Source organism: Rhodococcus sp. GQ147 (assembly GCF_059759155.1).
In genome coordinates, this window is the sequence record NZ_JCAXDU010000012.1 from 67,867 (window position 1) to 78,536 (window position 10,670).

The 10,670-nt window shown below is 72.4% G+C and carries 10 protein-coding genes; 4 read left to right on the plus strand and 6 right to left on the minus strand.

Translation table 11 applies throughout. The annotated features are described in order from the left end of the window. The first annotated feature begins 8 nt into the window (after positions 1 to 8). The 3 genes from AC6CID_RS15110 to AC6CID_RS15120 are packed head-to-tail and all read left to right on the plus strand — an operon-like array spanning position 9 to position 4,020. The gene (locus AC6CID_RS15110; RefSeq protein WP_254707529.1) at positions 9 to 1,619 is read left to right on the plus strand and encodes an amidohydrolase; all 1,611 of its coding nucleotides are present in this window, start codon (positions 9 to 11) and stop codon (positions 1,617 to 1,619) included. Beyond that, a complete protein-coding gene (gene lnt, locus AC6CID_RS15115; protein WP_498354168.1) occupies positions 1,616 to 3,244 on the plus strand; it encodes an apolipoprotein N-acyltransferase in 1,629 nt (542 codons plus the stop codon). The genes AC6CID_RS15110 and lnt overlap by 4 nt, the downstream gene beginning before the upstream one ends. Next, positions 3,244 to 4,020, plus strand: coding sequence for a polyprenol monophosphomannose synthase (locus tag AC6CID_RS15120; RefSeq protein WP_006554797.1), 777 nt, complete (start codon positions 3,244 to 3,246; stop codon positions 4,018 to 4,020). The genes lnt and AC6CID_RS15120 overlap by 1 nt, the downstream gene beginning before the upstream one ends. Before the next feature lie 114 nt (positions 4,021 to 4,134). Here the strand turns inward: AC6CID_RS15120 and AC6CID_RS15125 are convergent, their stop codons facing one another. The 5 genes from AC6CID_RS15125 to AC6CID_RS15145 form a co-directional block, all read right to left on the minus strand. After that, positions 4,135 to 5,130: an AurF N-oxygenase family protein gene (locus tag AC6CID_RS15125; protein WP_498354169.1), complete on the minus strand. Its 996-nt coding sequence runs from the start codon at positions 5,128 to 5,130 to the stop codon at positions 4,135 to 4,137. Continuing rightward, on the minus strand, positions 5,127 to 6,041 hold the full coding sequence (locus tag AC6CID_RS15130) for a prephenate dehydrogenase dimerization domain-containing protein (protein WP_498354170.1): 915 nt from the start codon (positions 6,039 to 6,041) through the stop codon (positions 5,127 to 5,129). Before AC6CID_RS15130 ends, AC6CID_RS15125 begins: the two co-directional genes overlap by 4 nt. Next, positions 6,038 to 8,209 (minus strand): aminodeoxychorismate synthase component I, encoded by a 2,172-nt coding sequence (gene pabB, locus AC6CID_RS15135; protein ID WP_498354171.1) that lies wholly within the window; start codon positions 8,207 to 8,209, stop codon positions 6,038 to 6,040. The genes AC6CID_RS15130 and pabB overlap by 4 nt, the downstream gene beginning before the upstream one ends. 8 nt (positions 8,210 to 8,217) lie before the next feature. Continuing rightward, on the minus strand, positions 8,218 to 8,598 hold the full coding sequence (locus AC6CID_RS15140; protein WP_019289573.1) for a chorismate mutase: 381 nt from the start codon (positions 8,596 to 8,598) through the stop codon (positions 8,218 to 8,220). Between the two features lie 259 nt (positions 8,599 to 8,857). Continuing rightward, on the minus strand, positions 8,858 to 9,196 hold the full coding sequence (locus tag AC6CID_RS15145; protein ID WP_006554802.1) for an RNA polymerase-binding protein RbpA: 339 nt from the start codon (positions 9,194 to 9,196) through the stop codon (positions 8,858 to 8,860). Between the two features lie 232 nt (positions 9,197 to 9,428). On the opposite strand from AC6CID_RS15145, the gene AC6CID_RS15150 reads away from it, so the two are divergent. Then, positions 9,429 to 9,770: a hypothetical protein gene (locus AC6CID_RS15150; RefSeq protein WP_006554803.1), complete on the plus strand. Its 342-nt coding sequence runs from the start codon at positions 9,429 to 9,431 to the stop codon at positions 9,768 to 9,770. Between the two features lie 24 nt (positions 9,771 to 9,794). Here AC6CID_RS15150 and AC6CID_RS15155 read toward each other — a convergent pair whose 3' ends face one another. Then, entirely contained in the window at positions 9,795 to 10,382 is a 588-nt protein-coding gene (locus AC6CID_RS15155; protein ID WP_033098325.1) for a hypothetical protein, read from the minus strand. Positions 10,383 to 10,670: the final 288 nt, after the last annotated feature.

Here is a 10,670-nt window from a genome sequence, read left to right on the forward strand (position 1 = left end):
GGGCACTCGTGAGCCCTGCACCGCACACCCAGCTTCTCGTCGGCGGCCGCATCTACAGCGCCAGCGCCCCCGATGCCACCGCGATGGCCGTCACCGACGGCACGGTCGTGTGGGTCGGGCAGGACCGGCCCGGCCGCGCCCTGCACCCGGACGCCGAGATCGTCGATCTGCACGGCGCGTTCGTCGCCCCCGGTTTCGTCGACACCCACGTGCACACCACCAGCCACGGCCTGGCGTTGACCGGGCTGGATCTGACCGACGCCGTCGACCGCGACGACGCATTGCGCCGGGTCCGCGCGCACGCCGATGCGCACGACGACGCGGTGATCTGGGGGCACGGCTGGGACGAGACCCGCTGGCCCGACCCGACGCCACCGACCACCGCCGACCTCGATGCCGCCGCCCCGGCCCGGCTCGTCTATCTCGGCCGGATCGATGCGCATTCGGCGGCGGCGTCGAGCGCGTTGCGGGCCGTCGCCGAACCCCTCGACGAGCTGGCCGGCTTCGATCCGCAGCAGCCGCTGACCGCCGCGGCGCATCATGCGGTGCGCGGCGCCGCCCGCTGCGGGCTGACCGCCGCGCAGCGTGCCCGCGCCCGCCTGGCGGCCCTCGACGATTTCGCCGCGCACGGTTACGTCGCGGTGCACGAATGCGCCGGCCCCGACATCTCCGGGCTCGACGACTTCACCGAACTGCTCGGCACCGACCATCCGGTGCAGGTACGCGGCTACTGGGGTGAGGCGGTGCGCACCGGCGAGGAAGCCGCGGAGCTGCTCGCCGAGACCGGCGCCGATGCCCTGGGCGGGGATCTGTTCGTCGACGGGTCGATCGGTTCGCACACCGCCGCGCTGGCCCGCCCGTACGACGATCTGCCGGACTGCTGCGGCACCCGCTATCTGACCGAGGACGAGCTGACCGCGCACGTGCGCGCGTGCACCTCGGCGGGCATTCAGGCCGGTTTCCACGTCATCGGTGACGCGGCGACCACCGCCGCGGTCGCGGCCTTCGAGGCGGTCGCCGCGGAGGTCGGGGGACCGGTGCTCGCCGCGCGCGGGCATCGGCTCGAGCACGTCGAGTCGTTGACGGTCGCGCAGGCGGAGGTGTTGTCGCGGTACGGGGTGATCGCGAGCATGCAGCCGAGCTTCGACGCCTTGTGGGGCGGGGCGGACGGGATGTACGCGCAGCGGCTCGGCGCCGACCGCGCCGCGGCGTTGAACGCGTTCGCGCCGCTGGCAGCGACCGGGCTGGCGTTGGCGTTCGGTTCGGATGCGCCGGTGACGGCGCCGCGGCCGTGGCCGATGCTGCGGGCGGCGGTGCACCACCGCACCGAGGGCAGCGGGATCTCGCCGCGGGCGGCGTTCGCCGCCGCGACCCGCGGGGCGTGGCGTGCTGGTGGGGTCCGTGACGGTCTGGCCGGCACCCTCGATCCGGGTGCGCCGGCGTCGTATGCGATCTGGGAGGTCGGGGAGCTGGTGGTCAGCGCCCCGAAGGATTCGGTGCAACGGTGGTCGACGGATCCGCGGTCGCGGGTGGCGCCGCTGCCGGATCTCGCCCCGGGCACCGCCGATCCGGTGCTGGTGCGCAGTGTGCACCGCGGCCGGGTCGTGTACGCGCGGTGACCGGCCGGCCCCTCGCGACGGTCACCGTGCGGGCGGTGCGGGTCGTCGCGCTGCGCGCGCTGCTCGCCGTCGTCGCGGGAGTGGTGCTGTTCGCGTCGTTCCCGCCGCGTCCGCTGTGGTTCCTCGCCCCCGTCGGGATCGCGCTCCTGGTCGGTGTATCGACTGCAGTACCGATGCGGCGACGCGCGGGGTTCGGCTACGGCTATCTCGCCGGCCTCGGTTTCCTGGTGCCGCTGCTGCCCTGGATCGGCGTGTACGTCGGTCCGTTGCCGTGGTTGGCGCTCGCCGCCGCCGAGGCGGTCTTCGTCGGCCTGTTCGGGGCGCTGGTGGTGCACCTGCGGTCGTTGCCGGTCGCGCCGTTGTGGATCGCGGCGGCGTGGAGCCTGACCGAATGGTTGCGGTCGAGCGTGCCGTTCGGCGGGTTCCCGTGGGGTCGGCTGGCGTTCGGCCAACCCGACGGTGGGTTCGTCTCCCTCGCCGTCGTCGGCGGCGCCCCGCTGGTGTCGTTCGCCGTGGCCGCGACCGGCGCCGGGCTCGCCGCCCTCGCCCTGACCGCCTCCCGCCGTCCCCGCCCCGTGCGGGCCTGGACGGTGCCGGTCGCGGTGACGCTGCTCGGTCCGCTGCTCGCCGCGGCGGCGTGGCCGCTGGTGCGCACCGCCACCGACGAGTCGTCGACGGTGACGGTCGCGGCGATCCAGGGCAGTGTGCCGCGCCTGGGCCTGGACTTCAACGCCCAACGCAAGGCGGTGCTCGACAATCATGTCGCCCGCACCCTCGCTCTCGCCGAGGACGTCACCGCCGGACGGGCTCCGGCCCCGGATGTGGTGATCTGGCCGGAGAACGCCTCCGATATCGACCCGCTGCGCAACGCCGATGCCGCACGCGACATCTCCGCCGCGTCCGCCGCGATCGACGCGCCGATCCTCGTCGGGGCGGTGCTCGTCAACGACGACCGGACCACCACCAATTCGGTGATCGTGTGGGACGCGCAGACCGGTCCGGGGGAGCGGCACGACAAGAAGATCATCCAGCCGTTCGGCGAATACCTGCCGTGGCGGTCGTTCTTCCGGTTGTTCTCCGAGTACGCCGACCGCGCCGGCCATTTCGTGCCCGGCGACGGCGACGGCATGGTCACCGCCGGCGGCATCGACATCGGGGTGGCGACCTGCTACGAGGTGGCCTTCGACCGGGCGTTCCGCGACTCGATCGACGCCGGCGCGCAACTGCTGGCGGTGCCGACGAACAACGCCACCTTCGGCGACACCGAGATGACCTATCAGCAGCTGGCGATGTCGCGAGTGCGGGCCGTCGAGCACGGCCGGGCCGTGATCGTCGCGGCGACCAGCGGGGTCAGCGCGATCGTCGATCCGGCCGGTCGGGTGCAGCAGAGCACACCGTTGTTCGTGCCCGATGCCCTGGTGGCGCAGGTGCCCGTGCGCGCAGACGTTACGCTGGCTAGTCGGCTCGGAGTGGCGCCGGAGCTTGTGCTCTGCGCCGCGGCCGTGGCCGCCGCCGGTTTCGTCCTGGTGCGAGGACGGCGGGAGAAGGCCGGTGCGGCAGCTCGCACCAGCACCGGCGCAGCAGGAGCACCGGCCGGTGGCCGGTTCGACAAGGAGGACCTCTGATGGCAGCGGCGACGCCGGCCGGGAACGACAGCGCACCCAGCGCCCGCACCCTGGTGATCATTCCGACCTACAACGAGCGGGAGAACCTCGGTCGGATCATCACGCGGCTGCACGCTGCGCTGCCGCACACCCATGTCCTCGTCGTCGACGACGGCAGTCCCGACGGCACCGGTGACCTCGCCGACGACCTCGCCGCCGCCGACGAGCGCATCGCGGTGCTGCACCGCACCGAGAAGAACGGTCTCGGTGCCGCCTACATCGCCGGTTTCCGGTGGGGGCTCGAGCACGGCTACACGGTGCTCGTGGAGATGGACGCCGACGGCAGCCACGCCCCCGAGCAGTTGCACCTGCTGCTGGAGAAGGTCGACGCCGGCGCTGATCTGGTGCTCGGCTCCCGTTACGTGCCCGGCGGCACGGTGGTGAACTGGCCGTGGCACCGCGAGGTGCTCTCCCGCGGCGGCAACATCTACTCGCGTCTCGCGCTGGGGGTGTCGATCCAGGACATCACCGGCGGCTACCGTGCCTACCGCCGTGAGGTGCTCGAGAAGCTCGACCTCGACGCGATCGCCTCGCACGGCTACTGCTTCCAGGTCGATCTGGCGTGGCGCACCCTGCAGGCCGGATTCACCGTCGCCGAGGTGCCCATCACGTTCACCGAACGGGAAATCGGCGAGTCGAAGATGAACGGCAACATCGTGCAGGAGGCCCTCGTGCGGGTCACCGTGTGGGGGCTGCGCAGCCGTCTCGCGCGGTTGCGGGCACTGCTGGGCCGCTGACTCGGCCCGCGCGGCCGGGATACCAGGCGCTGTGCGGCCGAGGCGCTAGGCGCTGTGCGGCCGAGGCGCTAGGCGCTGTGCGGCCGAGGCGCTAGGCGCTGCGCGGCCGAGGCGCTAGGCGCTGCGCGGCCACGGCCAGCGGGCGTCGAGTTCCTCCCCGAGCCCCAGTCCCGCGCACAGCCGGCGGATGGCGCTGCAGTCCTGCACCACCGGCCGGCCCTCGGTCACGGCGATGGTGTCGGCGACCAACTCGTCGCCGCCGGGGATGTTCTCGCGCGCGATGATCGCCGCCCAGGTGGAGGTGTCGGCGCCGGTGAACGCCGCGACCGCGGTGCCGAGCGCGTCGAGCAGCCGCACCCGATCGGTGTCGTCGAGTTCGGTGAGGACCGCGGTGAGCAGCTCACCGGCCAGCGAGGCGTGGCACAGCTCGTCGCGGCGGTGCACCGCCACCGTCGCGCGGTTGACCGGTTGCAGCTCCGGGTCGGTGGTGAGCAACGCCAGATAGGCGCTGATCGAAGTCTCTGCGACGGTGGTGAACGCCAGCTGCACCAGCGCCGCGTCCCGCGGGGTCTCGGCGTGCGCGACCGCGGCGCGATGCTCGCGCACAGTCGGGCACGGCGGCAGCACCGACTCCTTCAGCGCCCAGCCGCGGCGGCGGCGGGTGAGCACGTTGGCCTGCTGGTGCATGAGGGTGTGGTACTGCTCGTCGACCATCGCCTGGAGCACCCCGGTGACCACCGTGTCGGACGGGCCGATACCGAAGGCGTCCTCGGTGATCAACGCGAAGCCGGGGTTGACGACGTGCTGTTCGATGTCGACGACGCTCTTGTTGTAGGCAATCCACGCCCAGGCCCGCAGCCGCGCCTGTTGTTGTTCGTCGAGCGCGAGATAACGCGGATGCTCGGCGAAGGGCAGCATCTGCTCGGGATAGTCGGCGCGGTCCGCCTCGAACAGCGCGTCGAGGTCGACCTCGGGTTTCTTGACGGCGGCGCGGCGCGGCCACGAGCGGGTCAGCCCGGCGATCACCGCGCTCTCCGCCGGATCGGACGGGTCGTACTGCGGGAGTTCCGGCGCGCGCAGCTGCGGGCCGGGGATGTCGGATTCGTTCATGTCCGGCTCCTTTCCTCGCTCGGACCGCCGACCGCGCCCGGATCGCGGGGCAGTGCCGCGAACAGCTGCCCGCACAGCTGCGTGGCGGCGGGTTGCCCGTCGCCGAGCGCGGCGCGGGCCCGGTCGAGCAGCGCCGCGAAGTCGGGCAGGGCGTCGGTGGCGGCGTCGAGATCGGCGACCGCGCCGGCGAGGGCGCGGCGGGCGGTGGCGGCGTACGGGTTGGTGAGCTGGATGTCGTGGTAGACCTCGGCGGTGCCACCGGAGACGCGGGCGAGCAGCGCGCGCAGCACGGTGTGCGGGGGCGCGGCGACCCGCGCGGCGGCATCCGGCACGTCGAGCCGGTCGAGGGCGATACCGAACGCGAGGATCGCGGCGTGGGTGAGCACCTGCACGGCGGCGGTGATGCGGTCGTGTTCGTCGGCGGTGGTCTCGACCACGGTGGCACCCCAGTCGCGCAGCGCCGCGACGAACTCGGTCACGACCGGTGCGTCGTGGTGGCGCACCGTCAGCACGGGTCGGCCGGGCAATCCGAGATCGGGGGCGAACATCGGGTTGATGCCGAGCGTGGGGGCGCCGAGCCGGTAGGTGTGCAGCGCCGCGGCGATCGGGGTCTTCACCGACAGGGTCTCTACCAGCAGGGTGTGCGGGGGCAGCAGCCGCGCGAGCACCGGCAGGGCGGCACCGGCGACGACGTCGGGGACGGCGAGGACCACGATGTCGGCGCCGTCGAGTGCCGCGGCGAGGCGGGTGTCGGGGGCGGTCAGATCGGCGCGCAGCATCCCGGGTGCAGCCGGGGCGGCGGCCGGGTCGACGACGAGCACCTGACGGCCGGCCTCGCGCAACGCCGCGGTGAGCAGGGCGCCGACGGCGCCGCATCCGCCGGCGACGATCACCCGGCCGGGCGTGATCACGGCCCGGCCCGCCCCGGCAGCACCGGTGGCCCGTCGACGAGATCGTCCGAGTCCGCGGAGCGGATCGCATCGGTTCCGTCGGTCGGGGTGGTGTCGCGCGCGGCGGCGAGGCAGCGGCGCATCACCACGGATTTGACGAGGGTCTCGTCGAGTTCGTCGTCCGGATCGGACAGCGCCACGATCGCCCCGCCGATCCCGAAGGTGACCTCGTGGGCGGTGGCGACGAGGGTGCGGATGACCACCGACAGGTCGGCGGCGCCGGTCGGCGACAGATATCCGATGGCCCCGGAGTACACCCCGCGGGGGCCGTCCTCGAGCTTGTCGATGATCTCCATGGTGCGCAGCTTCGGGGCACCGGTCATCGATCCGCCGGGGAAGGCGGCGCGCACACAGTCCACCGCCGAGACGTCCGGACGCAGCGTGCCGCGCACCGTGGACACCAGCTGATGCACCGCCGCATAGGTTTCCACCGCGAACAGTGCCGGCACGTGCACCGAGCCGGGCACGCACACCCGCGACAGGTCGTTGCGCACCAGATCGACGATCATCAGGTTCTCGGAGCGGTCCTTTGTGCTGGCCCACAGTCCGTCCCGCAACGCGGCGTCCTCGCCGGGGGTCCGGCCACGTGGGCGGGTGCCCTTGATCGGTTTCGATTCGACGGTGCCGTCGGCGTCGATCCGCAGGAACCGTTCCGGGGAGGCGCTGAGCACCGCGACCTCGGGGAAGTCGAGCAGCGCACTGTAGGGGGTGGGGCTGATGCGGCGCAACGCCCGATAGGTGCTCAGCGGGTCGATGCCGCCGTCGACGGTGACGGTGTTCGTCAGACACACCTCGTAGGTCTCGCCGCTGCGGATCTCGTTCTGACACTGGGCGATCAGATCGAGATAGCGCTGCGGGGAGTGCCGCAGCCGCAGTTGCGGGCCACCGTCCGCGCCGATCAGCGGCACCGGGATCTGCTCGTCGGTCACCGGTTCGGGCAGCGCCGACAGGATCGCGGCGGTCGCGTCGAACCAGGCGAGGGTCTCGGGATCGTCGGTGTCCTCGGTCAGGGCGAGCAGATAGCAGCAGCGGTCGTCGTGGTCGACGATCACCGCCCGGTCGGCGAAGACCAGCGCGGCGTCGGCGTAGGGGGAGGTGTGCACGAGTTGCGCGCCGGCGTCGGCCTTGAGTTCGTAGCCGAGATACCCGACGTAGCCGAGCGCGAACCCGAACGGCAGGTCGTCGCGGGCGGCGGCGCGGCGCTCCGCGAGGCGGGCGGTGAGATGGTCGAAGACGGGTCGGCGGTGTTCCTCGACGGTGCCGTCGGCGCGGTGTTCGCGCACGATGCCCTCCCCGACCCGGTAGGTCAGGTAGTCGGCGCGGGGTCCGGCGCCGTTGCCGAGGACGGTGAACCGCGACTGCGGTTCCAGCGCGGCGCTGCCGTCGAGCCAGAAGCCGTGCGGGCCGGCGGCGAAGAGCGCCTCGTACACCGCGGACGGGTCGGGGTGCAGCGGCAGCCGGCGGCTGGCCAGCAGATAGCGCGGGGCCGGTTCGGGTACCGGTTCCGGATCGGCGGGGGCGGTGACGGTGATCGGGCTGCGCGGCGGGGTGGCGTCGCGGAAGTTGGCGAGCAGTTGCGCGCCGTGGGCGGTGCCGATCGATTCGGGATGGAACTGCACCCCCCACAGCGGCCGGTGCCGGTGCGCGACGGCCATGAGCAACCCGTCCGGGGTGTGGGCGGTGGCGACCAGCTCGTCGGGGACGGGGTCGGCGATCAGCGAGTGGTAGCGCACCGCCTCGAAGGGCGACGGCAGCCCGGCGAACAGGCCGGTGCCGTCGTGCAGGATCGGGCTGGTGCGGCCGTGCACCGGTTCGGGGGCAGTGATCACGGCGCTGCCGAACAGCTGGCACAGCCCTTGATGGCCCAGGCACACCCCGAGCAGCGGCACTTCTGCGTCGGTGAGGGCGCGGGCGCTGATCCCGAAGTCCCTGGCCCGGTCGGGTCGGCCCGGGCCGGGGGAGATGACGATGTTGTCGAACGGTTCGGCGACGAGCTCGTCCCAGCTGCGATCGTTGGTGAGCACCCGCGGCGGGATGCCGTTGACGCGGGTGATCAGGTCGTAGAGGTTGTAGGTGAACGAGTCGTAGTTGTCGATCAACACCGTGCGGATCGGTCGGGGCGCGGACACGACGGGCCTCAGTTCGTGCCGTCGCCGCGGCGACCGGAGCCGACCCGGTCCGCGGGGGCGCCGCCGGAGACGATGCGGTCCTCGACCCGGCACGCCTCGTCGATGAGCAGGGTGTACAGCGAGCGCACGAAGTCGCCGGACAGGCCGTGCCTGTGCGCGTAGTCCTGGGCGCGGCGGTGCACGACCTCCATGCGGCCGGGTTGCAGCACGTCGAGGCCGTGGCGTTGCTTGAGTTCGGCGACGCGTCCGCACACTTCGAGGCGGGCGCGGATCCCGTCGAGCAGGGTCCGGTCGATGTCGTCGAGTTCGGCACGCAGGTCGGCCAAATCGGCGGCGGCCTGTGTCGACGGCGCGTCCGCCGCAGTGTGGTGACGGTCGGTCACGGACATTCACCCCCTTGCAAGCGACCCGCCGGAGCACCGGCGCGAAGGTCGTGGATCGGGCGTGCCGATCATGATCGATCGGCGTGCGATCATGATTGCACGCACCATCCGGCCGATATCGACGATTGATCGATTCGTGGCGGGGCCGCAATCGAATTCGCGGAACCACCGTCCCGTCGGGCTGCGCTTGCGGGGTCCGTAACGACGTGTGCCGCCCCGGACGATCGTCCGGGGCGGCACACGTACGTGTTCGGCGGCGCGGGTGTCAGGCGCCGCGGCGCTTGGCCTTGAGCAGGTCCAGGCGCTCCTTGAGCAGGTCCTCGAGTTCCTCGACGGAGCGACGCTCGAGCAGCATGTCCCAGTGGGTGCGCGGCGGCTTGACCTTCTTCGGCTCCGGTGCGGCGCCCTCGACCAGGGTGCCCTCGAGGCCGTTCTTGCAGATCCAGGTGCCGGGGATCTCCGCGTCGTCCGCGAACGGCACGTCGTATTCCTCGCCGTTGTCGCAGCGGTAGCGCGCGATTCGCCGCGGCGCCAGATCGTGGTCGCGGTCGGTTTCGTAGCTCACCGCCCCGAGTCGGCTGCCTCGCAGTACACGATCTGCCATGGTGGTGTCCTTCCTTGTGTGCTCCGCCCGGGTGACGATGCCGTGCGGCATCGACACCGGGCTCGACGTCCACTGTGCTCAACGTCTGCGGAGCCGATTCCGTTCCCGCGGCCCACCGAGGAGCCGAGGGACCAGTCTACCGACTCGCCGCACCGCCGCGCGCACGGCGCCCGCACCGGCCCGTGCGTCCGGGGTTCCCGCCGCCCCGCCGGGGGTGCAGGTGGGCAGTACAGTGACGCTCGTGACCGGACGTGACACCCGAGCGAGCACGTGCCTGTGGTGCGGGCGCCCGGTACCGGAGATCGGCACCGGGCGGCGACGCCGCTACTGCCGCCAGTCGTGCCGGCAACGCGCCTACGAGCAGCGCAGCAGCGCCCGCCGCGCCGGACTGCCCGAGGATTCGGTGGTGCTCACCGCCGGCGAGGTCGAGGCACTCGCCGACCGCGCGTTCCGGGCGCGCTGCGCCGCCGAGGACGTCGCCACCGCGGTCGCCGAGGGCGCCGCGGCCGACGAGCTGACCGCCCTGTGCGCGGAGCTGCTCGATCTGGCCCGCGACGCCGAACGACTGCGTTGACCGCCCCGATCGGGGAGCGCGGGCTCAGGCGAAGAAGCCACCCATGGTGTAGATCACCTGGCAGAACGCACCGTTGGCGTACTGCAGCGAGCCGAACAGGGCGCCGAGCACCGCACCGGGACCGCTGTCGATCACTGTGGACTGCAATCCGCCGCCGTTGTTGTCGAGGGTGGCGACCCCGGCCCGGATGTTCTCCATGTTGATCCACACGAATTTCAGGTCCGAGGCGGTCACCGGCGCACCGGCAGTGGGTTCGACGATCACCTCGATCGACCCGAACGGCACCTGACCGTGCGGGCCGGGATGCACCCACGCGGTGGTCATCGCGAACGGCACGAAACCGCCGCCGCAGCCCGGACCGACGGTCGGTGCGGGTGACGAGAACGGCTGCGGGATGTTCTTCGGTGGCGGCGCGAACGGATCCGCCGAGCCGGAGTCGGCGACGAGCCGCTCGAGCGCGGCGAGGGTCTCGGGGGAGTCGGCGACCTCCGCGCGCAACTGATCGAGCGGCACCCCCGGCGGGGCGGTGTCGGCGGCGGCCTGGGCGGGGGCCGCGAGCAGGGCCGCGGCGAGCAGGGCGGTGACGAGCGGGGCGGATCGGCGACGCAACATCTCGGGCTCCTTCGAATCGGGTCGAGCGGGCGGGACGAGACGATCCGGTCGCGATCCGATCACGCACGGGTCGCCGCACGGGGGCACGAAGGTGACGGCCGCTTCGAGAATAAGGAGAGCTGTCCGGTTTCGGGGCGTTTCCGGCGAGCCCGATCCTGCTTCGACGCCGACCTCATTCGTCACTCCGGTCACGAACAGGGCATTCCTCCCGGCCGTCGGGAAAACGTTATCGAAACGCGACCGATCCCCTGCACGGGAACGATTTCCGAGGTCACTCGCGGTTCCGTA